The sequence below is a fragment of the Lentibacillus kapialis genome (assembly GCF_014646635.1).
GTDB lineage: Bacteria > Bacillota > Bacilli > Bacillales > Amphibacillaceae > Lentibacillus > Lentibacillus kapialis.
In genome coordinates this window covers 1-25,076 of the sequence record NZ_BMNQ01000051.1, presented here as the reverse complement: position 1 = coordinate 25,076, position 25,076 = coordinate 1, and the positions used below count along the sequence as shown (strand labels likewise).

At 43.9% G+C, this 25,076-nt stretch carries 23 protein-coding genes; 18 read left to right on the top strand and 5 right to left on the bottom strand.

What is annotated here, in order from left to right:
- The first annotated feature begins 331 nt into the window (after nt 1–331).
- The 6 genes from IEW67_RS14140 to IEW67_RS14115 all read left to right on the top strand — a co-directional run bounded on the left by IEW67_RS14140 (nt 332) and on the right by IEW67_RS14115 (nt 7,578).
- A complete protein-coding gene (locus tag IEW67_RS14140; protein ID WP_188633731.1) occupies nt 332–1,510 on the top strand; it encodes an LL-diaminopimelate aminotransferase in 1,179 nt (392 codons plus the stop codon).
- Nucleotides 1,511–3,184, top strand: coding sequence for a thiamine pyrophosphate-dependent enzyme (locus IEW67_RS14135; protein WP_188633730.1), 1,674 nt, complete (start codon nt 1,511–1,513; stop codon nt 3,182–3,184).
- A 31-nt stretch (nt 3,185–3,215) separates the two neighbouring features.
- Nucleotides 3,216–4,712: an aldehyde dehydrogenase family protein gene (locus IEW67_RS14130; protein WP_188633729.1), complete on the top strand. Its 1,497-nt coding sequence runs from the start codon at nt 3,216–3,218 to the stop codon at nt 4,710–4,712.
- 402 nt (nt 4,713–5,114) lie between these two features.
- Nucleotides 5,115–6,287: a saccharopine dehydrogenase family protein gene (locus tag IEW67_RS14125; RefSeq protein WP_188633728.1), complete on the top strand. Its 1,173-nt coding sequence runs from the start codon at nt 5,115–5,117 to the stop codon at nt 6,285–6,287.
- A gap of 182 nt (nt 6,288–6,469) precedes the next feature.
- Complete coding sequence (locus IEW67_RS14120; RefSeq protein WP_188633727.1) at nt 6,470–7,240, top strand: IclR family transcriptional regulator; 771 nt, start codon at nt 6,470–6,472, stop codon at nt 7,238–7,240.
- 20 nt (nt 7,241–7,260) lie between these two features.
- Nucleotides 7,261–7,578 (top strand): DUF3870 domain-containing protein, encoded by a 318-nt coding sequence (locus tag IEW67_RS14115; protein ID WP_188633734.1) that lies wholly within the window; start codon nt 7,261–7,263, stop codon nt 7,576–7,578.
- 227 nt (nt 7,579–7,805) lie between these two features.
- Here the strand turns inward: IEW67_RS14115 and IEW67_RS14110 are convergent, their stop codons facing one another.
- The 3 genes from IEW67_RS14110 to mreBH form a co-directional block, all read right to left on the bottom strand.
- The gene (locus IEW67_RS14110; protein WP_188633726.1) at nt 7,806–9,008 is read right to left on the bottom strand and encodes an acyl-CoA dehydrogenase family protein; all 1,203 of its coding nucleotides are present in this window, start codon (nt 9,006–9,008) and stop codon (nt 7,806–7,808) included.
- 11 nt (nt 9,009–9,019) lie between these two features.
- Nucleotides 9,020–10,180, bottom strand: coding sequence for a CaiB/BaiF CoA transferase family protein (locus tag IEW67_RS14105; protein ID WP_188633725.1), 1,161 nt, complete (start codon nt 10,178–10,180; stop codon nt 9,020–9,022).
- A 532-nt stretch (nt 10,181–10,712) separates the two neighbouring features.
- The gene (mreBH, locus tag IEW67_RS14100) at nt 10,713–11,720 is read right to left on the bottom strand and encodes a rod-share determining protein MreBH (RefSeq protein ID WP_188633724.1); all 1,008 of its coding nucleotides are present in this window, start codon (nt 11,718–11,720) and stop codon (nt 10,713–10,715) included.
- Nucleotides 11,721–12,205: 485 nt separating this feature from the next.
- On the opposite strand from mreBH, the gene IEW67_RS14095 reads away from it, so the two are divergent.
- Nucleotides 12,206–13,015 (top strand): CAP domain-containing protein, encoded by an 810-nt coding sequence (locus IEW67_RS14095; RefSeq protein WP_188633723.1) that lies wholly within the window; start codon nt 12,206–12,208, stop codon nt 13,013–13,015.
- 61 nt (nt 13,016–13,076) lie between these two features.
- Here IEW67_RS14095 and IEW67_RS14090 read toward each other — a convergent pair whose 3' ends face one another.
- Nucleotides 13,077–14,246, bottom strand: a complete 1,170-nt coding sequence (locus tag IEW67_RS14090; RefSeq protein WP_188633722.1) for an MFS transporter — start codon at nt 14,244–14,246, stop codon at nt 13,077–13,079.
- Between the two features lie 313 nt (nt 14,247–14,559).
- Here IEW67_RS14090 and IEW67_RS14085 point away from each other — a divergent pair, with 313 nt between their 5' ends.
- The 7 genes from IEW67_RS14085 (at nt 14,560) to IEW67_RS14055 (ending at nt 19,788) form a co-directional block, all read left to right on the top strand.
- Nucleotides 14,560–15,555, top strand: coding sequence for a glutaminase (locus IEW67_RS14085; RefSeq protein ID WP_188633733.1), 996 nt, complete (start codon nt 14,560–14,562; stop codon nt 15,553–15,555).
- 15 nt (nt 15,556–15,570) lie between these two features.
- Nucleotides 15,571–16,236 (top strand): SOS response-associated peptidase, encoded by a 666-nt coding sequence (locus tag IEW67_RS14080; protein ID WP_188633721.1) that lies wholly within the window; start codon nt 15,571–15,573, stop codon nt 16,234–16,236.
- A gap of 117 nt (nt 16,237–16,353) precedes the next feature.
- On the top strand, nt 16,354–16,824 hold the full coding sequence (locus IEW67_RS14075) for a low molecular weight protein-tyrosine-phosphatase (RefSeq protein WP_188633720.1): 471 nt from the start codon (nt 16,354–16,356) through the stop codon (nt 16,822–16,824).
- Nucleotides 16,825–16,845: 21 nt separating this feature from the next.
- Entirely contained in the window at nt 16,846–17,151 is a 306-nt protein-coding gene (locus IEW67_RS14070) for a YtxH domain-containing protein (RefSeq protein WP_188633719.1), read from the top strand.
- A 24-nt stretch (nt 17,152–17,175) separates the two neighbouring features.
- Nucleotides 17,176–18,003, top strand: coding sequence for a YihY/virulence factor BrkB family protein (locus tag IEW67_RS14065; protein WP_188633718.1), 828 nt, complete (start codon nt 17,176–17,178; stop codon nt 18,001–18,003).
- 241 nt (nt 18,004–18,244) lie between these two features.
- Nucleotides 18,245–19,108, top strand: a complete 864-nt coding sequence (locus tag IEW67_RS14060) for a transporter substrate-binding domain-containing protein (protein WP_188633717.1) — start codon at nt 18,245–18,247, stop codon at nt 19,106–19,108.
- A 2-nt stretch (nt 19,109–19,110) separates the two neighbouring features.
- On the top strand, nt 19,111–19,788 hold the full coding sequence (locus IEW67_RS14055) for an amino acid ABC transporter permease (protein ID WP_188633716.1): 678 nt from the start codon (nt 19,111–19,113) through the stop codon (nt 19,786–19,788).
- A gap of 32 nt (nt 19,789–19,820) precedes the next feature.
- On the opposite strand, the gene IEW67_RS14050 is transcribed toward IEW67_RS14055, so the two are convergent.
- The gene (locus IEW67_RS14050) at nt 19,821–20,993 is read right to left on the bottom strand and encodes an MFS transporter (RefSeq protein WP_188633732.1); all 1,173 of its coding nucleotides are present in this window, start codon (nt 20,991–20,993) and stop codon (nt 19,821–19,823) included.
- Between the two features lie 135 nt (nt 20,994–21,128).
- Between IEW67_RS14050 and IEW67_RS14045 the strand changes: the two genes are divergently transcribed.
- From IEW67_RS14045 to pdaA, 4 genes are all read left to right on the top strand, one after another.
- The gene (locus IEW67_RS14045; protein ID WP_188633715.1) at nt 21,129–21,521 is read left to right on the top strand and encodes an OsmC family protein; all 393 of its coding nucleotides are present in this window, start codon (nt 21,129–21,131) and stop codon (nt 21,519–21,521) included.
- A 75-nt stretch (nt 21,522–21,596) separates the two neighbouring features.
- Nucleotides 21,597–22,388 carry a YfkD famly protein gene (locus tag IEW67_RS14040; RefSeq protein ID WP_188633714.1) on the top strand — a complete coding sequence of 264 codons (792 nt, stop codon included), beginning with the start codon at nt 21,597–21,599 and terminating at the stop codon, nt 22,386–22,388.
- Nucleotides 22,389–22,601: 213 nt separating this feature from the next.
- Nucleotides 22,602–23,912, top strand: coding sequence for a Na+/H+ antiporter family protein (locus IEW67_RS14035; protein ID WP_188633713.1), 1,311 nt, complete (start codon nt 22,602–22,604; stop codon nt 23,910–23,912).
- Between the two features lie 147 nt (nt 23,913–24,059).
- A complete protein-coding gene (pdaA, locus tag IEW67_RS14030; RefSeq protein WP_188633712.1) occupies nt 24,060–24,860 on the top strand; it encodes a delta-lactam-biosynthetic de-N-acetylase in 801 nt (266 codons plus the stop codon).
- The last annotated feature ends 216 nt before the right edge of the window (nt 24,861–25,076 follow it).

The following is a 25,076-nucleotide window of genomic DNA, read 5'->3' as shown; positions in this document are numbered from 1 at the left end:
GGTCGCTTTTTCTGCGGGGTCTTCACACTGCGCATTCCCACAGGAGTCTCCGTGTTTTTCCTCCGCTAGCTAGTTTCACTACTATATTCACTCATTCATTTCAACCATAGATTTTGGTGTTGACCCCAAAAAAGGACTTTCAGACGCGGATATCGAAATAGTATTATAGGCGCCAAAGTGGAGGCATGGTCGCATGCGAAAATGAAGTGCGCTCATGGTTCATATTATTTAAAAAGTATTTCCAAACAGTTGCAATTTTTCAGACTGTGATTTACACTATCACCAGTAAAATGAAATGGCATTTCACAAATTGAAACTAGGGGGGTATGGGATGTCTTTTGTTTCGGATAAAGTGAACAAATTACCGCCATATTTATTTGCCGAGATTCAGCAGAAAAAAAGAAAGCTTCAGGAAGATGGTGTGGATGTGATTGATTTGGGGGTTGGTGCGCCGGATTTGCCCACACCGGACTTTATTGTTGATCAGCTCAATGAAGAATCAAAAATTGCTGCCAATCATCGATATTCCGTATATAGCGGTGCTGAAGAATTCAAGGAAGCGGTTGTTCACTTTTACAAAAAACAATATAGTGTCGATTTGGATCCGGAAACGGAAGTGCTCGCTGTTATCGGATCAAAAGAAGGGATAGCCAATCTGATGCATGCGACCATCAATCCCGGCGATGCAGTGTTAGTGCCTGACCCCGGATATCCGGTTTACGGAACGGCCGTTCATTTAGCCGGCGGGAAACGTGTGGCATTACCGCTGGACGATGCCAATGGATATATACCGCTTTATGATCATGTGGATCGGGAATCTATTAAACAGGCGAAATTAATGCTATTAAACTATCCCAGTAATCCAACAGCTGCCACAGCTCGATATGACACTTTTTTGAAAGCGATTGCATTTGCTCGGGAAAATCGGCTGTTGCTTGTGCATGATGCGGCGTATGACATGATTACATTTAACGATTATAAAGCGCCAAGTGTGATGCAGGTGCCGAATGCAAAGGAGCATGCTGTGGAATTCGGGTCCCTGTCTAAGAGTTTTAATATGGCCGGCTGGCGGATTGGTTATGTTGTCGGTAACCAGGAAGTTATTCACGCACTGGCAACGTTAAAAAGCAACATCGATTCAAGTCAATTTTTGCCCATTCAAAAAGCTGCTGCTGCAGCACTGCAAAGCAATTTTTCGGAAGTTCGAAAACATAACGCTATTTATCAGGCACGCATGGAAAAACTTTATCAAGCCTTCAAAAAGCTTGGTATTAAGGCGGATAAACCGAATGGGACGATCTTCCTTTGGGCCAAGGTGCCGGACGGCTATACATCGATGTCGTTTGCCAATAAATTACTGCACGAAGCAGGTGTGATTGTTACCCCTGGAAATGCGTTCGGTTCACGCGGGGAAGGATACTTTAGGGTGGCGCTTACAGTACCGGATGAACGCTTGGATGATGTCATCAGTCGTATGGGCCAGTTGAATTTTAAGGAGGTGACCAGCTAGATGAAAATGACAACGGAGCCCCGTGCAGTCAAAACAATGACCGCAGCGCAGGCAATTGTGGCGTGTATGAAAATAGAAGGAATAAGCGATGCTTTCTGTGTTCCTGGGGAAAGTTATTTGCCTTTAATGGACGCACTGCACGACGAAACGTCCATCAGATTAACATCGGCAAGACATGAAGGCGGTGCTGCATTTATGGCGGAAGGTTACGCCAAGTCATCCTTGAAACCTGGTGTGGTAATGGCTACACGTGGTGTAGGTGCGTCGAATCTTTCAACAGGTGTTCACACCGCTTATCAGGACTCTACGCCATTGGTTGTTTTCCTTGGGCAGGTGCACAGCAAGTTCCGCGGGCGGGAAGGATTTCAGGAAATTGCCCTTGATCAGTATTTTCAGCATACCGCTAAATGGGCTGTTGAAGTAAAAGATTCTGAACGCATGGCAGAGATCGTGCAGCGGGCATTCCGCATTGCCCGTACAGGAAGACCTGGTCCGGTTGTTGTGTCATTACCGGAGGATGTGCTTCCTGTTGAGGCGGAAATGACATTTGGTCCGGCTACCATGAAACCTAAACCGGTTCCGGCCGAAGAGGAAATCGCACAAGTTGAAAAACTGCTAGATATAGCCGAAAAGCCACTGATCATTGCCGGCGGGGGGGTGAAAGCGTCAGAGGCAGAAGAGGCACTCGTGTCACTTGCTGCAAAATATCATTTCCCTGTAGTCTCTGCCTTTCGCAGGCAGGATGTGTTTCCGAATGATCACCTATTATATACAGGGCATCTTGGACTGGGAACAAACCCAAACATTTTGCAAACCGTGAAGGAAGCGGATGTCATCATGGCCATCGGAACACGTTTATCAGAGGTGACGACGCAGGACTATCAGATTTTAACGCCGGATAAAAAGCTTATTCACATCGACATCAGTTATGACACGATCGGTAAGGTTTACAGCCCCGATGTTGGAATTGTTGGGGATGCAAAGAAAGCGCTTAAGGCATTGGAAGCGATGGATATCAACGTGAGCTGGAAAGGTTGGGTAAATAAACGTCGGCGTGCTTTTGAGGAAGTAACCAGTCTTGATGTTTCGCATAAAGATGTGCTCAACAAGCATATAATGGCAAAGATGGTGGATATGCTGCCTAAGAACACAGTGCTCACTAATGATGCCGGGAACTTTGCCGGGTGGCTGCACGCTTTTTACCCGTTCAAAGCGAAACACACATACGTGGGGCCGACTTCCGGTGCCATGGGGTATGGTCTGCCGGGGGCGCTCGGAGCAAAACTTGCACTCCCGGATAAGCCGGTCATCGCTTTAGCTGGAGACGGCGGATTCATGATGACGATGCAAGAACTCGAAACGGCAGTCAGATATCAGATTCCGGTCATCACTCTGGTGTTTAATAATCAGATGTATGGTACCATCCGGATGCATCAGGAAATGAATTATCCTGAGAAAGTCATCGGTACTGATTTAGGACATGTTTCATTTAAGGGTTTGGCCGAGAGTGTCGGGGCTGATGGTTATTTGGTGAGTACAGTAGACCAATTTACTGAAGCGCTTGATTTGGCACTGCAAAAAAATGCGCCGGCAGTCATTGAAATTTTGACCGACAAGGAACAGATTTCCGTATCATCCACGATCACGCAAATTCGTGATCGTGCTGAAAAATAGGGTGTCTATAAATTTTTAGGAGGTATAACATATGGCTGAAGCACTGCTCGAAACTAAAAAACTGCACAATTTTATTAACGGCGAGTGGGTGGAAACAAATGATTCTACTGCAGTGATCAATCCGGCTAATGGCGAATCAATTGTAAATGTTCCTTTGTCAGATGGCGAGGCTGTCAATAATGCAGTTGAAGCTGCCAAAAAAGCGCAAAAAGAATGGGGACTGGTACCTGCCCCGCAAAGAGCCGAGGTATTGTTTAAAGCCGGCCAGATGATGAAAGAACGAAAAGAACGGCTTTCGCAGCTATTGACGATGGAAAATGGAAAAGTATTGGAAGAGGCACGTGGAGAAGTACAGGAAGGCATTGATATGGCATTTTATATGGCTGGTGAAGGACGCCGTCTGTTCGGTCATACCACACCGGCTGAGCTGCCGAATAAGTTTTCGATGAGCCAGCGTACTCCGGTTGGTGTTGTCGGCATCATTACTCCGTGGAACTTTCCGATTGCGATTGCTACCTGGAAGTCCTTTCCGGCTATCGTTGCGGGGAATGCGGTTATCTGGAAGCCGGCCACTGAGACGCCAATTATGGCCTATGAACTAGCGAAGATTCTTGAAGAAGCAGGGCTGCCAAAGGGCATCATGAACGTGGTGTATGGCAAAGGGTCACACGTCGGTGATGCAATGGTGCATCATGATAATATCAGAGTTATTTCGTTTACTGGATCAAATGATACCGGGCGCAATATTGCCAGCGAATGCGGTAAGCAATTGAAAAAAGTATCACTCGAAATGGGCGGCAAGAATGCGATTACAGTTATGGATGATGCTGATCTTGATCTGGCAGTGGAAGGCATTCTATGGAGCGCTTATGGAACAAGCGGTCAGCGCTGTACAGCGACAAGCAGGGTGATTGTTCATGAAGATGTAAAGGAGCGGCTTGAGGAGCGGCTACTGGTTGAAATCGAGAAATTGACTATCGGCGATGGATTGGATGAATCCAATACAGTAGGCCCGATTATTAACAAGGCAGGCCTTGAAAAAATCGAAAAATACATTCAGATCGGGAAGGAAGAAGGAGCTAAGCTGGTTGCCGGTGGTTATGTGCTTGATGACGGTAAATATGCACATGGCCACTATTTCGCACCGACCTTGTTTACGGACTGTACAGCAGATATGCGCATTTCTCAGGAAGAAATTTTTGGTCCGGTTATCTCCCTGATTCCGGTGAAAAGTTTTGAAGAAGCTATTGATGTAAATAATGGTGTCTCATACGGCCTGTCAAGCTCTATTTTCACAACTGATGCCAATCGTGTATTTCAAGCACAACGCGATCTTGACACCGGAATTGTTTATGTTAACGCCGGTACAACAGGGGCTGAAATTCACTTGCCGTTCGGTGGCACAAAGGGGACCGGAAACGGCCATCGCGACTCCGGCGTACAGGCACTTGATGTATTTACTGAGTGGAAAGCTGTCTATATCGACTATAGCGGCAAACTCCAGCGTGCGCAGATTGATACCGAATAAGCAGATGGAATGGGATCAATAATGAGGGTATTCGACTGGGAGTCTTAGACAGAACTAAGATATATCATACTAAAAGTGCGTGTTCAAAAAGGAGGATAAAAAGGACCAAGAAGTTCGAGGCGGCGCAGTTTCGAGCAGCGGAGAAACAAGCCAACGAAGAAATTCGAAGTGTCATTTTTACCGGACTTTTTGAACAACCTCTAAAAACGAATAATACATCGTTTTAGCGGAGTAGATTTCCGTAGCGGGTTTTATTCTCTATCTAGTTCGGATTTTTCCTTATCAAAACAACTTCTGTCCTAGCCTCCCAGGGGTAATAAAAGCCCCCTCACTGAATGTGAGCGTAAATGGGAAACACTCTTTCTGAAGAAGGAGACAAACTTTAGCAGGGAGTGATTAAGTATGAAAATTGGCATACTCGGATCAGGCCTTATGGGGAAAGAGGCCGCTCGTGATTTGGCCTCAAGTGAAGATGTTACAGCAATTGGCCTCGCGGATATCGATATTAAAATCGCTCAACATGTCGTTAATCAATTACATTCATCAAAACTGACAGCCTATCAGGTAAACGCAAAAGATAAACAGGAGCTTGGCCATTACATGCGACAGTTTGATGTTATCATCAATGCATTATTTTATTCCTTTAATGAAATCGTTGCTGAGACCGCTATTGAGGTTGGCGTCAATTCGGTAGATTTAGGCGGTCATATTGGCCATGTGACCGATAAAGTCCTTAAGCTGAAAGAGGATGCTAAGGCTGTCGGAGTTACATTAATACCTGACTTAGGAGTTGCACCGGGCATGATTAATATATTATCCGGCTACGGTGCAAACAAACTTGATGGATTGGGATCGATTAAGCTGTATGTTGGGGGAATCCCGGTAAATCCTGAACCGCCGTTTGAATATAATCATGTTTTTTCAATGGAAGGCGTTTTTGATCATTATACCGATCCGGCATTGATTATCCGTAACGGCGTCAAACAGGAAATCGAGTCTTTAACGGAAGTGGAGCGTATCCATTTTGAAAAATTTGGTCCGCTTGAAGCCTTTCATACATCAGGGGGTACATCGACATTATCCATTTCATACCCGCATCTGAAGACGTTGGAATATAAAACGATTCGTTACCCTGGCCATGCCGAGAAATTTAAGCTTCTCGTTGACTTGAATCTAACACGGATGGATTATTCAGTGGATATTAACGGTCAGGAGGTCAATCCAAGGGATGTATTGCTCAAAGTACTTGATCCAATTGTCGACCTCGGAGATAAAGACGATGTTGTCCTGCTTCGGGTTCAAGTCAGCGGTACAAAAAACGCTCAACCGGAAACACACGTATTTGAAATGACAACATACAAAGACAGAAAGCATAACGTAACAGCTATGGCCCGCGCAACTGCCAACACGATTTCGGTTGTTGCCCAGATGATTGCAAACGGAACGATTACAAAGCGGGGTGTTTATCCACCTGAGCAAATTGTTCCAGGCGATCTTTATATTAAAGAAATGGCAAAGCGTGGTGTGAATATCCACGAATTAAATAGTGCGAAGAAAACACATGTTACAAACTAAAAGCTTTAAAAAGGGCTGCTCTGTTCCATACGGCAGCTTTTTTCTTTAGATTTTGTTGATTGCAACGCTTAACTATCTGTGGGTCTTGACCTTTTTGAACAACCTCTGTAAAGCAAAAGTGTCGCATACTCACTATTTTATAAGGGCTCATAATACTAAGATAACAGCAAGGGGTTTTCGCTATGAATCAGAGTGTCATTAAAGCATTGAAACTATTAAATTATTTCTCGCCGGATACACCGGAACTGACTCTCAAAGAAATTGCCGGACGTGCCGGGATCCCAAAACCAACTGCTTATCGGCTGTTATCGGCATTGGAATCCGGGAATTTTTTATACAAGACGAAAGATAACGAGCATGACAGCAAGTATCGTCTTGGTCTAAAACTGCTGGAACTTGGACAAATTGTCTCTGATCAACTGGAAATCCGGGCGATTGCCCTGTCTGACATGCAGACGCTTGCCGCTGATATTAATGAGGTGATCCACTTGGTTATTGCCAATCAGGATGAGGCTACCTACATTGAAAAGGTAGACAGTTCACGAGCACTTAGGTTAAATACCAGAGTCGGCAAAAATTCGCCTCTTTATTTGGGGTCCGGTCCGAAAATGCTACTGGCAAACATGTCCGGAGCAAGGCAGGAAGAAATTTTAGCCGAATCAAAATTGCATCAGGCAGTTAAAAGCGGTACGATTAACAAAGAGGAATTACTTCAGGAACTCCGGACGATCTATGAAGAGGGATATGCGTATAGTATTGGCGAACAGGATGCGGATACGACAGGTATTTCATATCCAATCTATGATTATAGCAGTCAAGTTATCGCTGCATTGGCCGTCAGTGGGCTTTCCAGTCATTTTGAAGGGGATAACCTGGAACTGCTGAAGATGAAGAGTAAAGCGACTGCTGAAGCCATATCCAGAAAACTTGGGTATCGTGGACCGGATTTTTAAGTTGGAAGGAATGATGTTTGATGAACACGGTGTTTATCGCCGGACATGCCCGGCTGCCATCAGGTATGGCAGCCAAAAGCATCTATGAAACACTCACCATAACGGCGGAAATTGATAAGAAATATAGTGTGGTTGTGGCCGCCAACTGCACCCTGGCAACTGAACATGGCAGGCATTTTGTCCACCAGCTTTTAAGGGGGCACAGTCTGCATGATGGCATTGATGAACCTGCTGCCATCATGAAAGAGCATTATTTGGGGAAGGCGGGGAATGCACTCGTGTCGGCATTGTATGATTTGTACCGGCAGTATGAGCATTACCGGGAAAATCATCATTAGAAGAACGGATGCACTTTTGCAGTAGCTGACGGGTTTTGGACATCTATAGCGATTCCGGCTCAATCTATAGCGATGCAATACAAATCTTCAGCGATTATCGACTTAACTTCAGCGATCTTGGTAAAATTTATAGCGATTATTTTAAAATAAGCCAAAATTAAGACTGATAGCTCGCATATCCGAGCTATCAGTCTTAAAGGAGATTAGCCGTACATTTTGTGAACAGCTTATACTCTTGCCTTGTTCTCTTCCCACGCCGGGAGCATTTTGTTTAGCGGTTTATCTTCGCGGTAGCCTAATGCATAGCCAGCCTGCATGAGGGTATGCACTTCACGTGTTCCCTCGTATATGACCGGTGCTTTTGAGTTGCGCAAATAACGCTCTACCGGGTACTCATCTGAATAGCCGTATGCGCCGTGAACCTGGACTGCGTCATCAGCGGCTTTATTGGCAAAGTCACACGCCTGCCATTTGGCCATTGAAGTTTCTTCGGTATTGCGCGTCCCTTCATTTTTAAGTTCGCCGGCGCGGTATACGAGTAGACTGCTCATTTCCAGGCCGGCCTTCATTCTAGCAATCATTTGCTGCACAAGCTGATGTTTCCCGATAGGTTTGCCGAACGTTTCGCGTTCATTGGCATATTTGACACTCGCCTCAAGACATGCCCGGATTTGGCCGACAGCCCCTGCAGCCACGGTGAACCGCCCATTATCAAGTGCTGCCATGGCGATTTTGAAGCCTTCTCCTTCCTCGCCGAGCAGATTTTCTTTTGGTACTTTCACATGATCGAAAAAGATTTCACCGGTATTGCCGGAGCGGATGCCCAGTTTGCCTTTCGTCGCCTTCGAATCAAACCCTTCCCAGTTTCGTTCGACGATGAAGGCCGAAATGCCCTTATGATGTTTTTCTTTGTCGGTATACGCAAAAACAAGGAAATGGTCGGCTGTGTCACATAGGGAAATCCATGACTTTGACCCATTCAGGATGTAATGGTCGCCATCTTTGATCGCGGTCGATTGCAAGGAGGCAACGTCTGATCCGGCACCAGGCTCTGTCAGACCATAAGCACCGACTTTTTCACCTTTGGCCTGAGGGACGAGATATTTTTGTTTTTGCTCTTCAGTGCCCCATTGCAGTAGTGTCATGCTGTTCAACCCGGTATGAACAGAAACTGACGTTCGGAATGCAGTATCTCCGCGTTCCAGCTCTTCACATACAATGGCAAGCGAATTATAATCCATTCCACTGCCGCCGTATTCTTCCGGGATACAAACGCCCATCAGTCCCAGATCTGCTAGGCGTTGCATGACTGCTGGATCGAATTGTCCTTCCCGGTCCCATTCGGCAATGTATGGCAGGATTTCTTTATCCACAAAACTTCTCACAGTGCTGCGCAACATAGTCTGTTCTTCTGAAAAATTAAAATCCATTTAATCATCTCCTAATTTTTTTGTTTGGAAATCGCTGACTTCCCCATTAATTCATCCGTGTGTTCGCCGGCATCCGGTGGGTGATGTCGTGTGTTTACTGGTGTGCGCGATAGCTTCAGCGGGCTGCCGATCATACGAATGTTACCTGCAGTCGGGTGTTCAGCGTCAATGAACATATTACGTTTGTTCAGCTGCGGGTCATTTGCAACTTCATCAATTGTTTGAATCGGACCGCATGGGATACTATGTTCCTGGCATTTTTCCTGCCAATAAGTCGTTCGTTTCGTCGAAAATACTCTCTGAAGAAGCGGGATCAGAATTTCCCGGTTTGCGACACGGTCAGGATTTGTTCGAAATCGCTCATCTGAAGCGTATTCGGGTATTTCTAAAATATCGCACAATCGTTTGAATTGATGGTCGTTTCCGACAGCAATCACCATCTCGCCATCCTTTGTTGAAAATGTCTGGTAGGGAACAATATTGGCGTGTTGATTTCCCAGTGCAGACGGTTTTTTACCAGCCATCAGATAGTTGCTCCCGATATTGACAAGCGAACTGACAGCCGCATCATACAGGGAAAGATCAAGTTTTTGCCCTATGCCTGATTGTGTGCGTTCGAGCAGTGCACCCTGAATGCCGATACATGCGTAAAGTCCGGTGAGAATATCTGTGATGGCGACACCAACCTTTTGCGGGCCGGATTCGCTGTCGCCTGTAATGCTCATCAGTCCACTCATCGCCTGAATGATAAAATCATAACCCGGCATGTCTTTGTATGGTCCTGTTTCGCCGAACCCTGTAATGGAGCAATAGACAAGTCCCGGATTGATTTCAGTGAGTGTTGCATAATCAAGCCCAAGCCGCTGCATGATTCCAGTTTTAAAATTATTAATGATGACATCACTTTCGCGTACAAGCTCTTTGATGGCCGCATTGCCTTCGGGAGATTTCAGATCAAGCGTAATGCTTTTCTTGTTCCGGTTGGCACAAAGGTAATAGGCACTGACACCATTTTGAAAAGGCGGCCCCCATTTGCGCGTCTCATCACTTCCACCCGGTGCTTCCACTTTGATAACTTCAGCCCCAAGGTCACCAAGAATCATCGTACAATATGGTCCGGCAAGCACACGTGATAGATCGAGGATCTTAATGTTCTCAAGTGCTCCAGCCACTTCATCACTCCTTTCTGTGACAATAAAATAAGCCAGTTCAAATAGACCACAGTATTTTGCGAGGTCAATTTGAACTGGCTTGTATCTGTTGGCTCAGAACTGGCATTGAACTGTAAACAGACTAGGCAGTTTTTAAAGTTTGTGGAAATAGGCATCATGTGCATTAGCGTGGAAGCGCTTTAACATGATTAATTTTATTATATGGTATTCTGAAAAATATGTAAACAGTAATTTTAATAATCTGTTGAAAACCGGTGCTGGCAAACATGTTCCCGAGAGCGCAAACATGTTTCCGAGAGCGCAAACATGTTCCAAGATCAATATCGGTAACACCATCCCCCCTGAGTGTATCTCAGTCAAACCAATTAAAAACCGCACAACACCTTTACGGCGAGCGCGGTTTCCATGACAGTATGGCATTATCCAGTATTCACGAGCTGCAAGATTTCCACTGCATTTCGAGAAATCTGCGAAAAATGAGTGGGAATCCCTGCATATAAAGGTCAGCGATTGAAGCTGCCCGTTCGACTTATTACTTAGCGGCTTTTTGCAGCTTAGAGATCATCTTCAGTGACCGTCCGGTACCAATGGCAACGGATTCGAGCTGGTTTGGTGCAATATGGACAGGCACGATGATTTCATCTGATAACCAGTCCTGTATACCGTTCAGCATGGATCCGCCGCCGGTCAGTACAATCCCGCGGTCAACGATATCACCGCTCAATTCGGGCGGGCAATTTTCCAGTGTTGAACGAATCGTTTCCAAAATTTGCTCCAGCGATTCTTTCAGTGCAGAGTACACTTCTTTGGAAGAAACTGATACTGTTTTAGGCAGGCCGCTCACCATGTCTCGTCCGCGCACCTCCGTAGATTCCTCAGTATGATTTTCATTGGCGTGACCGATTTCCATTTTAATATTCTCTGCCGTACGTTCACCAATCATAATATTATAATTCTTTCGGATATAATTGATGATTTCTTCATCCATCTTGTCGCCGCCGGTACGAATGGAATTACAAGAGACGACACCGCCGAACGAGATGATGCCAACTTCAGAGGTTCCACCACCAATATCAACAATTACATTGGCGATAGGCTCATCGACAGGCAAGTCCGCGCCGATAGCAGCTGCGACCGGCTCCTCGATCAAATGCACATGTTTGGCACCGTAGCTGGATACAGCATTATGGATTGCGCGGCGTTCGACGGTTGTGCTTCCTGATGGCGTGCACACGACGACGGTTGGCTTACGCATGGACAAACCCATTTTCTTACTCACTTTCTTCAAAAATTCCTTAAGCATTTGGGCCGTCACATCATAGTCCGCAATAACCCCATCTTTCAATGGCCGGATTGGGACAATGTTCTGAGGGGTTTTGCCGACCATTTCTTTTGCTTCTGATCCAACTGCTACAACATTTTTCGTATTTAAATCAATTGCAACAACAGATGGCTCATTTAAAACAATTCCTTTTGATTTTGAATAAATTAATATGTTGGCCGTACCTAAATCAATTCCGATTTCTGCGGTTGATAACATGGTTATGCTCCTCCAATGGTGTATTTAATCTATTGAATAAGGATAAGAATCATAAACTCAGATATACAAAAGGCATATGGGTTTTCACACGTCTATGTTCTGCCTACTTTGGTGGTAGGGTGGTATATAGGTGTAAATGGTGGCTCGTTTTGAATCTAAGCTTCACGAAAATATTTCATTCTCTATCTATTTCAAATGATATTCTATAAAAAATCAAGTAACATTTTGTTTACAATTAATGCCTGCCTGTAATATAAAAGCATGTTCCGCGCAGGTGTCAATAGTGTTTTTGTTGTAAATTTTACCACCTTATAAAACCTTTTCCTGCAGATTTGATACATAAATAATAGCAAAGCCTGTTACCAAGCCATTATCTGACAAATCTGTGAATCGCATAACCGATTGGAAATCAGCTCCAATAATATTACATAGAACACGTGGTATGATGACTTTGCAAAACAAAACCACAGGAGAGGTGACATCACATGTTTAACAAATTAATAGTCGGTTCACTGACCGCGGCATTGTTGTTTGGCGGGGCAGTTCAAACTGCTTTTGCAAGTGCCAATATATCTGAGAATCAATCAGTTCAGCATAAAGTCTATTATTCTATTAATGGGAATGATTGGACTGAGTCTACACCTGATAAATTCAGCAATTATGTAAATGAGAATTTTCCGCAGGTCAATTGGAACTGGAACAAGCGGCAAAATGATCATGAACAGTCAAAACAGGATCAATCAGAGCAAAAGCAGGAAAATCCTGATAACACTGACAAATCTAATCAACAGCAAGATGAGTCAGAGAAACAACAAGCTGACAAGCAGCAGGAACAGCAAAACGAACAGCCAAAAGCGGAAGCGTCACAACAACAAGCTAACAAGCAAGAAGAGCAAGATCAATCTCAGTCACAACAGCTGAATGAATTCGAACAGCAAGTGGTTGAACTGACAAATCAAGAACGTCAGGCACAAGGGCTGGACCCGCTGAAAGTTGACGCGGAGCTTAGTAAAGTAGCCCGTGAGAAATCCCGGGATATGGCAGAAAATAACTACTTTTCGCATGATAGCCCTAATTATGGATCACCGTTTGATATGATGAAGCAATATGGCATCTCATATCAAACTGCCGGTGAAAACATTGCTAGAGGTCAGCGTACTCCGGAGCAGGTTGTAAACGGATGGATGAACAGTGAAGGCCACCGGGAAAATATCATGAATCCGGACTTCACCCACATCGGTGTTGGCTATGTAGAGCAAGGCCATCACTGGACACAACAGTTTATTGGTAAATAGAAACAGAGTGAAACCAGAAATATAGATGCGGTCATAAAACGAAAAAGAAAAGGGATTGATCTTAATGGTTCAATCCCTTTTCTTTTTGCTTATGCCCTTGCCCATACATCGATGCCAGAGCGGCTCCTATTGAAAGAATGACGATCATGCCGCCAATTGTCGCATTCATGTTAACAGAGACATGCTCAATAACCAGGCCACCGGTCAGTGAACCAAATGCGATACCAAGATGAAGTGCTGAGTTATTCAAGCTTTGCTGTATGTCTGATGTGTCAGGCGATAACCCCATTAAATAACTTTGTGTAGCCGGGGGTAATGTCCAGCTGAGCATTCCCCAGACAATTAGAATAATTAAAAATACCGGTAGCGCAAACGTCGTGAGTGGTATTATAAACATCACAAACGCAAGCAGAATAGTTGATGCCATTATGGTGTTCCTGGGTCCCCAGGTGTCTGAAAGTGCACCGCCGACAGCACCTCCACTGACAGCTGCCATTCCGAAGATCATATAAATGATACTGACCCATGTGCCATCCAAGTTCAACAGTGTTTTGGAAAAGGGAGTCAAATAAGCATAAAGAGTTGTATGACCGGCCAGAAATAAAAAGGTGATTGTCTGTCCAAAAAGGATTCTCCGGTCTTTCAGCGTTGCCAACTGCTGTTTAATTGAGTTTGACGGTTTTGGTTCAACACGTTCCATCAAGATATAAACACCAAACATTGACAGGATCGTTAATATTGAAACCAGCACAAATGGCGCGCGCCAGCTGAAGGCATTCCCAAGCAATAACCCAACTGGAAGTCCTAGCACAATGGAAGCACTCACGCCCATGGAAACAATACCGATGGCCCGTCCGCGATATTTATGTTCGACTATCGACGGTGCGATGGTAAGACATAGGATAATCAGCAATGCTCCGCTTAATGCTGAAATAACCCTCCCAATAAATACAACAGCATATGTCGGGCTGAATACGGTCACTAAATTCCCCGCGAGAAATACAGCAAGTGAGATAAGTGTCAGCTGTCTGCGTTCAATATTTGAAGTGAGGATCAGCAAAATAGGGGCTCCAACAGCAAAAATCAGTGAAAATATCGTGATCAAAAAGCCGACCTGACCGAGACTGACATTTAAATCATCGGCTATCAAATCAAGTATTCCGCCGATAATGAGTTCGACCATTCCAACAACGAATGCGACAATCATTAAAAAGTAGACACGTTTATTCATATTATGACGCCTTTCTTTGTCTTTTCAATACACAATCGTACGCCCAATTGGTTCAAAAAACAAGCACTGTTTTATTGTTTGTTTCTTTTCATCGTTCGGTGTCAAAGGTATAATGATAGTAATTGCAGGGAGAAACGGTATCGGCCAGGTTCCATTGGTTATGGCTAGTTCTCGCGGTGTTCCAGTAATCCCATACCAATGACAGAATAGGTACTATCCGTTGTATACTGCTTGTCGAAATCATTGCACATTATAAAATGGGAGAATCATGATTGTTTCATCAGATAGCCATACTATGATCAGAGGTGATTGGATGGTTCAAGGTACAGCGAACTGGAATACTGAAGAAACACAGGAATGGCTGCAGCAATATGTTGATGACTGGGTTGCTTTTTATCGTAAACATACGGGTGATGGACATGTGGCATCATATATTCCCGAACTAAAGAATGCAGATCCGGATGATTTGGGGATTGTGATCATTGGAAAAGATGGAATGTCAGTAAAGTCAGGGGATACGGAGATTCCATTTACAATGCAAAGCATATCAAAAGCTATTACGTTTATCGTGGCCTGCATGGAGCGCGGTGTCTCGTACCTTTTGCAGCGAGTCGATGTGGAGCCGACCGGTGAGGCGTTCAACTCGATCATGCACCTGGAAATGAAACAGGTGAAAAAACCACTTAATCCGTTTAACAATGCCGGAGCGATTACAGTGAGTTCTATTTTGCCGGGGGATACATCAAATGAGCGGCTTGAACCCGTGTTCCAGCTGCTCGAGAATATGCTCGGACACCGCCCTGCAATGAATCATGATGTGTTTAAATCCGAACGCGATTCATCAACACGGAATCGAGCGATTGGCTATTATTTACTGGAAGTCGGATTTTTGGAATCGGATTTGGATGTCACGCTGGAAACCTACTTTAAACAGTGCTCAATCGATGTGACAATTGATGATCTCGCTCGGATTGGAATGATTCTTGCCAATGATGGCATGGACCCAAAAAATGATGTGGAAATAATCCCGAGACAGATTGCTCGGATCACGAAGGTGCTGATGTTGACATGCGGCATGTATGATGCATCAGGTAAATTTGCTACCTATGTCGGGATACCTGCCAAGAGTGGTGTGTCCGGCGGTATACTCGCTGCCGTTCCACCAAGGGTCCGGGATGAATCAATGCCATTTACCCGCGGCTGCGGGATTGGTGTTTACGGTCCGGCTCTGGGTGATGAAGGTAACAGTGTCGCTGGCATCCGCTTACTGCGGCATATTGCGACACAATGGGATTTAAGTATTTTCTAATGGAGAGATGAGATTATGTGCGGACGCTATACATTGCTTGCTGATGAACTGGCGATTTTACGGGAATTCGACATTGATGAGCCGATTGCTGATTATCAGCCAAGCTATAATGTGGCTCCGGGACAAAATGTACTTGCTATTATCCATGACGGGAAACAAAAAAGAGCCGGTTATTTGCGCTGGGGGCTTGTACCTTCATGGGCGGATGATGAAAAAATCGGCTATAAAATGATTAATGCCCGCAGTGAAACAGCACATAAAAAGCCTAGTTTCAGGCGCCCTATGTCCCGGAAACGCTGCCTGATTGTGGCGGACAGCTTTTATGAGTGGAAAGGTGATGGCAAGGAAAAACAGCCAAAACGAATACAAGCAGTAGACAGGGAAGTGTTTGCATTTGCCGGGCTCTGGGATAAATGGGAACGGGATGACAAGAAACTTTTTACATGTACCATTCTGACGAAAGGGGCGAATGGCTTCATGCAGGACATTCATCACCGGATGCCGATTATTCTGCCAAGGGGTATGCAAGATGCATGGATCGAAACAGGTGTGCAAACGCCGGAAGAAGCCCATCATTTCCTGGAATCACTGAATACAGTCGATTTAAAAGCCTATAATATTGGGACTTATGTCAATTCGGCAAAAAATAACGATGAAGGCTGTATCGCGCCGCTTGCTTGATTTTTTGTGACGACGGTTTTGTGTCTATTCTTCAAATAAGAATAGTGGCATTTAAGTACAGGTCCCATTATAATAACAACTGTGGAACAATTCGAGAAGTGAGCGAGGGATGACGGCATGATACGTGTGCTATTCTTATGTCTGGGAAATATTTGCCGGTCACCGATGGCTGAGGCGATTTTTCGGGATTTGGTGAAAGAAGAAGGACTTTCTGATAAAATCAAGGTAGATTCAGCAGGATTAGGACATTGGCATGTCGGAAAAGTGCCTCACGAAGGCACAAGGGAAATATTGGACAAACAGTGCATTTCCTATGAAGGCATAAAAGCGAGGCAGTTTGATGAACATGATTTCGGCGATTTCGATTATCTGATCGCGATGGATGATCCGAATATCAGCGGCCTGCAGGAATTTGCCGGCATTCATGATAACATTACGATTGCCAAGCTGATGGAGTTTGTCGATGAGGCTGAGGAGACTGACGTGCCGGATCCGTTCTTTACGGGTGATTTTGATTATACTTATCAATTAGTATCAAAAGGCTGCCATGCATTAGTGACATACATCAGGAATGAAAATAACTTATAACGTAAAAGGAGCGATTTTAAGATGGGTAAACGGAAGTTATGTTTGGGATTATTAATCGGTACGATCGCAGGAGGGCTTCTTTCCTTGCTGGATCGCGAAGCAAGGACTTATGCAAAAGGAAAAATGAAAGATGTCAAAAGCGGGTCATCTTACTATATAAAGCGTCCGTCCGAGGCGGTTAAAGGGGCGAAAGATGTGTTTGGCCGGTTTAATACAACGTTCACAAAAGGTGCGGATAATGCCATCAATGCGTTGGAGCAGATGGAAGGCACATTAGAACAGTTTACAAAAAAGGATGATAGGGAAGAGTTAAATAATAATTTGTAAACGGCTTGATGTGAGGGGGATACGATGTGGCAGATAACTATTGATTTTGGTAAAAAGTTGTTTCACCGTATAACGGATGATGATATTTTTGGACTCGGAGCCCAGCTTGCCTATTTTTTATTGCTTTCCCTGTTTCCGTTTCTGCTTTTTTTAATGACACTGCTTGGGTATGTGCCGATTGACTCACAAAATGTGACTGAGTTTATTCAGCGATATGCACCGGGGGAGATATCCCAACTTATCAATGAAAATATATCGGAGCTTGTTAATAACCAAAACGGGTCATTATTGTCAGTGGGGGTGATTGGTACATTGTGGGCAGCTTCAAACGGGGTTAATGCTATTATGAAAGGATTTAATCGTTCTTATGAAGTAGGGGAGGACCGTTCTTTCATTGTGATGCGGCTAATCGCCATTGTATTAACGATTGCGATGGTGCTCGTGATATGTATGGCCTTCTTGCTGCCTGTTTTCGGCAAAATGATTGGTGAATATATTTTTGCTTTCTTCGGGTTGTCTGAAAGTTTTCTGAACGTATGGGATACATTGCGCTGGATTGTATCATCCGCGGTTATTTTTATTGTCTTGCTGGCTCTGTATAAAATGGCACCCAATAAACGGATTTATTTTAAAAATGTTGTATGGGGAGCACTGTTTGCAACAATCGGCTGGCAGTTGGTCTCACTGGCATTTTCCTTTTATGTCAATTCGATGGGCAATTATTCAGCAACATACGGCAGCCTTGGAACAGTGATTGTGTTAATGATCTGGTTCTATCTGACGGGCGTCATCATTATGATTGGTGGTACGATCAACGCTATTTGTAAGGACAAAGCTAACTCGGATTATTAAATTGAAAAAAACAAAGCTGAAATGTTAAAAGAACGAAACAGGTCGAAATCGAATATTTTCTGAAGGTTAAACACGGGAATAATTAGCTGTCACTGTTATGTGGCAGCTAATTTAATATGTTGTTGTTTACACTAATAAAGTACTTATATAGTAACAGTGCTAAATTATGTTGAACCATATAGATTTGTCTGTTACAATACTTTTTAAATTTAAAATAAAACAGATGATAAGGGGATGACATATGCGTAAAAAAAGCTTCTTACTGTTGTTGGCTGCAGGCCTGTTTGTATTAAGTGCGTGCAGTGATCAATCTATGGAAAGTGAAAGGACCGATAATTCTGCAAGGAAATGGAACGACATCCAAAAAGCAGGTGAAATTGTTGTTGGCACATCGGGGACGCTGATAGCCGGGTCTTATTATGAAGATAACGATGAAAGTAAAGACGCGCTCACAGGTTATGAAGTTGAGGTGGCCCGGGAAGTTGCAAAGCGATTAGATCTTGACATAAAATTTGAAATTATTGGTTTTGACAGTGTTTTGGCTGCCGTCGATAGCGGACGAATTGATGTGGCTGGCATGGGTATTACAGACAAACGGAAAGAGAAATTCAATTTTAGTGAACCGTTTAAATATTCATATACGACAATGGTTGTCAGAGAAGACACACACTCCGGTATTGAAAAACTGGAGGATTTGGAAGGAAAAGAAGCCGGTGGGGCATCTTCCACCATATATAGTGAAATAGCCCGGAAATTCGGTGCGGAAGTCGTGACTTATGGAAACGCGCCAAATGAAGCTTACCTCCGGGATGTAAACAATGGCAGGACCGATGTTGTTATCAATGATTACTACCTTTCCAAGTTCGGTGTTGCTGCATTTCCGGATTTTGATATCACATTGCATCCTGATTTGAAATTTCACACAACAAGAAAAGGCCTCATTATGGCAGATGATGCCGACAGATTGCAGGAGAAAATCAATCAGACCCTTCAATCTATGCGGGAAGACGGGACATTAACACAGCTTGCTAAGAAATTTTATAAAGAAGATGCTTCCAAAAAACCCGAGGGAGACATTCGTGACATTAAAGGTTTGGACTTTTAATTATGAACGTATTTGATTTTAGCGGTATTTTTGATGTTGAATTGGCACTGGAAAGTCTGCCATTTATACTTCAGGGGTTGCCTGCTACGATTGGTGTGGCTGTTGCCGGCATGGCAATAGGGATGGTATTGGGATTGTTTCTCGCGTTGGCCAGAGGGTCATCAAGGGTCGTGTTAAGGTGGCCTGCCAGAGTTTATATTTCATTTATGCGTGGAACCCCGATACTCGTGTTTCTCTTTATTTTATACTTCGGACTCCCCTATGCAGGATTTGAACTGACTGCAGTTGTTGCTGCATCCCTCGGGTTTGGTTTGAATAGTGCAGCCTATATTGCAGAGATTAATCGTTCAGCATTAAACAGTATCGAAATAGTACAGTGGGAATCAGCAAAGTCATTGAATTTAGGTTATTGGAAAACCCTTAGGATTATAATATTACCGCAAGCTACCAGGATTGCTGTGCCGCCCTTGACAAATGTTTTCATGGACATTGTGAAGGCGACCTCTTTAACGGCTGTTATCACAGTCCCAGAACTATTTCAGCGAACGCAAATTGTTGTTGGCAGGGAATTTGATGCGATGTCACTTTATATATTGGTTGCCTTGATCTATTGGCCGATTTGTCTGCTTATTTCATTTATGCAGGACAGACTAGAAGCAAGGTTCAGCCGATTTGTATAATAAACAGGGGCATCAACAAGCCGGGTGTCCGCCTAATTGCCGTGATGCTCCAGTTCAGCGTCTTTTTTGAAAAAGATCGCTGCCAGCATCAGGATTAGCATCAAGATGATCACATAGAAAAACGAAATACCGGGAAAAAATTCAATAAATAATCCTCCCATATATGGCCCGATAAGGCTCCCAATACCGAACGAGATGCCTGTCATTAAATTGCCCGCCGGAAGAAGCGAAGCGGGGAGCAAGTCGGTCATATAGGCGATACTTAATGAGTATAGCGAACCAACTAGCATACCCGAGAGTGCGAATGAGGCAAATAAAGCAATCACAGACGTTTCAAATAAGGCTGCGATTAGAAAGGCTATAATGCCTCCTGATACGACGGACAGCAGAATTTTTCGTCTTCCCACACGATCACTCAATACACCTAATGGAATTTGTGTCATGATACTGGCACCGGCAAAAAACGGAATAATTAATGATAAGATATTGATGTCGTGACCGATACGCAGGCCATAAACGGGAAAAATGCCGTGCAGTGTTGCTTCTAAAAATCCATAACCAAACGCAGGGAGAAATGCCACCCAGGCTATTTTTCCGGTTTGAATGAACCGTTTGATAGAGCTTGAACGGCTTATATTATGAACATTCTCGTCCTCCGGTATGCTGTTTCGGACAAAAAACATCGTTGACCAGACAAGCAAGCTTAGAGCCGCAGATATCAGAAACGGCAATGCCTGATGAATTTCCAATAGGCGTGTCATGAGCGGTCCTACTGTGAACCCCAGTCCAAATGACAACCCATAAAATGAAATATTTTTTCCGCGTGCACTTTTAGGACTTGTCGTTGTAATCCAGGTCTGAGTACTGAAATGGAGCATATTGTCCCCGATTCCAATCATAACCCGCAAAATAAACCAGAACCACAAGGCCTCCCAGACAGGAAATAGTGCCAGTGAAAGAAACACCAGTATGCCGCCGGTCATAATCATCGGTTTGAAGCCAATTTTACGTAATGGTTTTTCCATAAAGGGTGAAGCAATCAGCACACCTACGTATAATCCCGTCGCATGCAGTCCATTGACAGAGGAGGAGACACCATTTTGCTCAAGAATGATGGACAATAATGGGAGAATCATCCCTTGTGAAAAACCTGATATGAAGACGAGTGCAATTAGTATCCAAAACCTGGTCTGTGCCGATACCATCATTTTTTGGCCCCCTCATTATGTGTATTTTCATTATACGGCCGAGCGAAAACATTTCATTTAAAAAGTATTATGGTTTAACATTTAGGGTAAATGATAACAAGAGTATTTTAAATCAAGGAGCTGAAAATAACAATGGATTTTCATATGAAAGAAGAAGGCGTACGCATTGATTTAGGCTATGGGGTACTGGATATTTCGAGTGATGATGAACATGGCTATCGTCCGTTCCAATTGATGGTCGCATCAATCGCAGGGTGCAGTGCCTCTGTTTTTAGGAAAATTTTAAAGAAACAGCGGACCGAAATCGCTGATATGACAATAACGGCTGATGTTAAGCGAAATCCGGACGAAGCAAACCGGATAGAGCGTATCGGGTTGCATTATGTGATCAAAGGTTATCATTTGGATGATGAGAAACTGTATAAAAATCTTGCAGTGGCACGGAAAAACTGTTCGATGGTCCGTTCAGTCGAGGACAGCATTACAATTGAAGAAACACTTGAGTCAGTCGAATTAAGCCGTTAAATTTTACGGGGTATAATATTGATGTGTCCGAAAAAACTAATCTTAAAAGTGGATTTCTCGAAAGGAATGGGACACATGAATAAACGATATTACATGACGGTATTAATGCTATTGGTTTTATTGATTCCTGTTAATGGCTTGGCTGAGGAAAAAAAAGACTCAAAAGATGAATTTGAGATACCAAGCCATGTTTTAAACATATCAAAGGAAAACACTTACCCTAATTCAACGCAAGATCAGGAAGTGGTGGAACCAAGTGAACTCACCCAAGAATTAATTGAAGGTGTTGAAGTGCCCGTTGAAAACCCGGATTTGATTAAGATGCTCAACGAAACGTCCATTAACCCATCGCCGATTGCATTCGGCTATAGGGGGATGGTCTATATCGGGAGATGGCCGCTGAGTTATACCTCAAGTGAAACCAACATTAATTGGGAGTACCAAAAAATTAACGCGAATGAACTCAATAATATCGGCGGTGACTCAGAGAAAAAAATGAATTATAATCAGCAGACGAAAAAGAAAGTAAAAGGCGCACTGACAAATAAAATAGCCAATCCGGACGATATTAAAAAAATGATGCTGCTCAAAGCAAAAGATAAAATTGAACTGCCACTTGCGTACTCGACGGTCATTGGACAAAACACCAAAAAAGAAAATTCCTATAATGTACCGGCGAAAAAATTCGGTGAACTTCAGGCATATGCGCCGGCAGTCAATGAAAAAGGACAAGTGACCTTTGGTGAAGTATACTTTCAGTTGAAAGGCAATGATAAATCCATTGTCATTAAAAATGTTACAAAGCAGGGAATTGGCGCATGGATACCGATCCAGGATCACGTTTCATTTTCCTTTAATCTTAAGTAAGAGCAGGCCGACTTGATAACCCCCGTTGGATACTTTCCAGCGGGGGTTATCAGTCGGTCGCAAACATGGGCGCGAAACTGCAAATATTTCCCCCCCATGAACCCCGCGTTATATCAATAATCCATATAAAATTTCACTGTGGGGTTGATTTCCCCGCTTTAATGCTTTACTATAATAAAGTGACATTAGAGAGAAGCAGAGAGGGGAAACAAAATGGAATGGGTAGTAGTCATATCCGTATTAGTATTAACTGTGCTCAGTTTGTTAAGAGTTAATGTCATCATTGCGATCATTGCAGCAGCACTTACGGCAGGGCTGATGTCCGGGATGTCCATTGTTGAATCAATTGAAATGATGGTCAGTGGCATGGGCGGCCAGGCAAGCACGGCATTAAGTTATATTTTGCTTGGTGCTTTTGCTGTTGCGATTAGTTACACAGGCATTACGGCTATTCTTGTAAATTATCTAATCAAAGTGTTGACTGGCAGGAAAACGATGATGGTGCTAGCGATTGCTGGAGTGGCATGTTTGTCACAAAACCTTGTTCCGGTTCATATTGCATTTATACCGATTTTAATACCGCCATTACTGAAACTATTCGATGATATGAGAGTAGATCGCCGCGGTGTGGCTGCAGCATTGACATTTGGATTGAAAGCACCATACGTAACGATCCCGGCCGGATTTGGCTTGATTTTCCACGAAACCATTCAGAATGGCATGGTCGAGAACGGAGCCGATATCACAATAGGTCAGACAACACTTGCCATGCTTATACCCGGTTCAGGGATGGTTATAGGTTTGCTGATTGCCATCTTTATTACGTATCGTAAAGATCGTGAAGCAGTTTCTGGTGCGGGCGGAAGTGAGGCAAACTTCACTGTCCCACCAACAGAAAACGTGACATTTAACCGAATACACGCTTTAACGCTGGTTGCAATAGCAGGCGCGTTAATCGTTCAGATTTTCACACAAAACCTGATCGCTGGAGCACTGACTGGATTGGTTCTGATGTTTGCACTTGTAGTTGTGCCATTCAGAAATGGTGACCAGGTCATGGCGGATGGTATTGCTATGATGGGGCAAATCGCATTTGTCATGTTGGTTGCCTCCGGATTTGGAAAGGTCCTGGAAGATACAGGTGCAGTCAGTGCACTTGTAGAAATGTCATCCAGTTTCCTGGGTAATAATCAGGCACTTATTGCGCTTATCCTGCTCCTTGTCGGGTTGGTTGTCACAATAGGCATTGGTTCCTCGTTCGGTACTATTCCGATTTTGGCTGCACTATTTGTGCCAATCTCCCTGGCTTCAGGCTTTTCGACTTTGGCAACAGCATCAATGATTGGTACTGCCGGAGCGCTGGGTGATGCGGGTTCACCGGCATCAGACAGTACACTTGGACCGACTTCTGGATTGAATGCTGACGGCAAGCACCACCACATTTGGGACACCTGCGTTCCAACATTCCTCCATTATAATATTCCGCTGATTGTATTCGGCTGGATTGCCGCAATGGTTTTATAAGTGGTTGTAGGTTTCTTCGTATTAGAAACAGGTGCCTTGAATTGCCGGCACTCTTAAACATGTGCTACAAAGCTGTGTTTAACGGTGCGTTCCTTATGAATATTTAAATTTAAGTATGGACAAAGTAAGGGAAAAGGTGGGGATGCTATGCGTAAATATATTGCTGTTGCGGCAGCTTTCACCCTGTTTTTCCTTGTTTTATTGCTGTCTGAGGGCATTACTCATGCTGCTGGCGGCTACGGTTGGGGTTTTAAAAAAAATGATAATCACGAAATTCCGGATATTGGCAGGTACAAAGATATTTTAGACGAGCATGGAGCCTATTATGCGGATGATTCTGGCGACAAAGTGGTCTACCTGACATTTGATAATGGCTATGAAGAAGGATACACCGATAATATTCTGGATGTGTTGAAAGACCAGGATGTGCCGGCTACGTTTTTTGTGACGGGTCATTATGTGCAAAGCGAGCCGAAGCTTGTTGATCGAATGGTTGATGAGGGTCACATTATCGGAAATCACTCATACCACCATCCTGATTTAACAATCGTCAGGAAAGAAAAAATGAAAGAAGAACTCGAATCATTGGAACAGGCGGTTGCAGAAGTATCCGGTCAAAAGGAGATTAAATATTTGCGCCCGCCACGGGGCATGTTTAGTGAAAGAACACTAAAATGGGCAAAGGAACTGGGGTATACTCACATATTCTGGTCGTTGGCTTTTGTTGATTGGGAAACGAGTGAACAGAAAGGATGGCGCTACGCATATGAGAATATTATGGCCAACATCCATCCGGGTGCAATCATTTTGCTTCATACCGTATCGTCTGATAATGCCAAGGCACTCGATAAAATGATAACTGAGATGAAAGAACAGGGTTATCAATTTAAAAGTCTGGACCATCTTGTCATGAAAAACAAGCTTCCAAAGCCCATTTACGGTTATTGATGCTGCTCCTTTTAGCTGTCTCTTGAAAGAAGAGGCAGTTTTTTGTTGCAACGTCAGAAAGTATAAATTATGGATGACCTTATAAGAAACGCTTCGGCATTCGCTATAAGGCGAGGCGAATGCCGAGTTTTTCTAGAAAGATCAGAAAGTATATAATTTTTAGCCCTATTGATACTTCGTCGAATATTGCCACGTCCGGCTCTAGCACTAATGCTG

Excerpts from the sequence above, each read along its gene's own strand:
- IEW67_RS14140 (WP_188633731.1), top strand. The coding sequence starts at position 332 with ATGTCTTTTGTTTCGGATAAAGTGAACAAATTACCGCCATATTTATTT.
- IEW67_RS14135 (WP_188633730.1), top strand. The coding sequence starts at position 1,511 with ATGAAAATGACAACGGAGCCCCGTGCAGTCAAAACAATGACCGCAGCG.
- IEW67_RS14130 (WP_188633729.1), top strand. The coding sequence starts at position 3,216 with ATGGCTGAAGCACTGCTCGAAACTAAAAAACTGCACAATTTTATTAAC.
- IEW67_RS14125 (WP_188633728.1), top strand. The coding sequence starts at position 5,115 with ATGAAAATTGGCATACTCGGATCAGGCCTTATGGGGAAAGAGGCCGCT.
- IEW67_RS14120 (WP_188633727.1), top strand. The coding sequence starts at position 6,470 with ATGAATCAGAGTGTCATTAAAGCATTGAAACTATTAAATTATTTCTCG.
- IEW67_RS14115 (WP_188633734.1), top strand. The coding sequence starts at position 7,261 with ATGAACACGGTGTTTATCGCCGGACATGCCCGGCTGCCATCAGGTATG.
- IEW67_RS14110 (WP_188633726.1), bottom strand. The coding sequence starts at position 9,008 with ATGGATTTTAATTTTTCAGAAGAACAGACTATGTTGCGCAGCACTGTG.
- mreBH (WP_188633724.1), bottom strand. The coding sequence starts at position 11,720 with ATGTTATCAACCGCAGAAATCGGAATTGATTTAGGTACGGCCAACATA.
- IEW67_RS14095 (WP_188633723.1), top strand. The coding sequence starts at position 12,206 with ATGTTTAACAAATTAATAGTCGGTTCACTGACCGCGGCATTGTTGTTT.
- IEW67_RS14090 (WP_188633722.1), bottom strand. The coding sequence starts at position 14,246 with ATGAATAAACGTGTCTACTTTTTAATGATTGTCGCATTCGTTGTTGGA.
- IEW67_RS14085 (WP_188633733.1), top strand. The coding sequence starts at position 14,560 with ATGGTTCAAGGTACAGCGAACTGGAATACTGAAGAAACACAGGAATGG.
- IEW67_RS14080 (WP_188633721.1), top strand. The coding sequence starts at position 15,571 with ATGTGCGGACGCTATACATTGCTTGCTGATGAACTGGCGATTTTACGG.
- IEW67_RS14075 (WP_188633720.1), top strand. The coding sequence starts at position 16,354 with ATGATACGTGTGCTATTCTTATGTCTGGGAAATATTTGCCGGTCACCG.
- IEW67_RS14070 (WP_188633719.1), top strand. The coding sequence starts at position 16,846 with ATGGGTAAACGGAAGTTATGTTTGGGATTATTAATCGGTACGATCGCA.
- IEW67_RS14065 (WP_188633718.1), top strand. The coding sequence starts at position 17,176 with ATGTGGCAGATAACTATTGATTTTGGTAAAAAGTTGTTTCACCGTATA.
- IEW67_RS14060 (WP_188633717.1), top strand. The coding sequence starts at position 18,245 with ATGCGTAAAAAAAGCTTCTTACTGTTGTTGGCTGCAGGCCTGTTTGTA.
- IEW67_RS14055 (WP_188633716.1), top strand. The coding sequence starts at position 19,111 with ATGAACGTATTTGATTTTAGCGGTATTTTTGATGTTGAATTGGCACTG.
- IEW67_RS14050 (WP_188633732.1), bottom strand. The coding sequence starts at position 20,993 with ATGGTATCGGCACAGACCAGGTTTTGGATACTAATTGCACTCGTCTTC.
- IEW67_RS14045 (WP_188633715.1), top strand. The coding sequence starts at position 21,129 with ATGGATTTTCATATGAAAGAAGAAGGCGTACGCATTGATTTAGGCTAT.
- IEW67_RS14040 (WP_188633714.1), top strand. The coding sequence starts at position 21,597 with ATGAATAAACGATATTACATGACGGTATTAATGCTATTGGTTTTATTG.
- IEW67_RS14035 (WP_188633713.1), top strand. The coding sequence starts at position 22,602 with ATGGAATGGGTAGTAGTCATATCCGTATTAGTATTAACTGTGCTCAGT.
- pdaA (WP_188633712.1), top strand. The coding sequence starts at position 24,060 with ATGCGTAAATATATTGCTGTTGCGGCAGCTTTCACCCTGTTTTTCCTT.